This window comes from Mycobacterium sp. E2462 (assembly GCF_001672685.1).
Classification (GTDB): domain Bacteria; phylum Actinomycetota; class Actinomycetes; order Mycobacteriales; family Mycobacteriaceae; genus Mycobacterium.
In genome coordinates, this window is sequence record NZ_LZKC01000476.1 from 1 (window position 1) to 636 (window position 636).

The following is a 636-nucleotide window of genomic DNA, read 5'->3' on the forward strand; positions in this document are numbered from 1 at the left end:
TGATCCACTCGGCACGGCCCCAACGCGCCCACGCCCAGCCCATCACCACCGCCGTCAACAGAGAAGCGCCCGCGCGGAATAATGGTGCGGTGCCGACGCTGAAATCCGGGCGCAGTCTGCGGCCGGGGTCCATGGAAGTCCTTGTCGGCCTCCTGCTGATCTGCGCGCTGTCGGCGACGACGCTGCGCGCCACGGTCCTCGACAGCGCCGCGCTGTCGACCGTGGGGACGGTGTTCTGCGGGGTCTTCGTGCAGGCTGTGCCGTTCCTGGTTCTCGGTGTCGTGGTCAGCGGCCTGATCGCGGCGTTCGTCTCGCCGCAGCGCCTGGCCCGCTGGCTGCCCCGGCGCCCAGGGCTGGCGGTGCTCGCCGCGGGCATCGGCGGGGCGGCGCTGCCCGGCTGCGAGTGTGGCTCGGTGCCGTTGGCGCGGCGATTGTTCGGCGACGGCGGGGCGACGGGCGCCGCGGCGCTGGCGTTCATGCTGGCCGCGCCGGCGATCAATCCCGTTGTCCTGGTGGCCACCGCCGTCGCGTTTCCCGGTGCGCCCGAAATGGTGCTTGCCCGCGCGGGCGCTTCTCTGTTGACGGCGGTGGTGATGGGCTGGGCGTGGGCGCGTTGGGGCCGTGCCGAGTGGATCA

At 72.8% G+C, this 636-nt stretch carries 1 protein-coding gene; it reads left to right on the forward strand.

Annotated features, from left to right (window positions below; all coding sequences use genetic code 11):
• Positions 1 to 89 precede the first annotated feature (89 nt).
• On the forward strand, positions 90 to 636 hold a 547-nt coding region (locus A5714_RS24430; protein WP_231975897.1), incomplete at its 3' end, for a permease.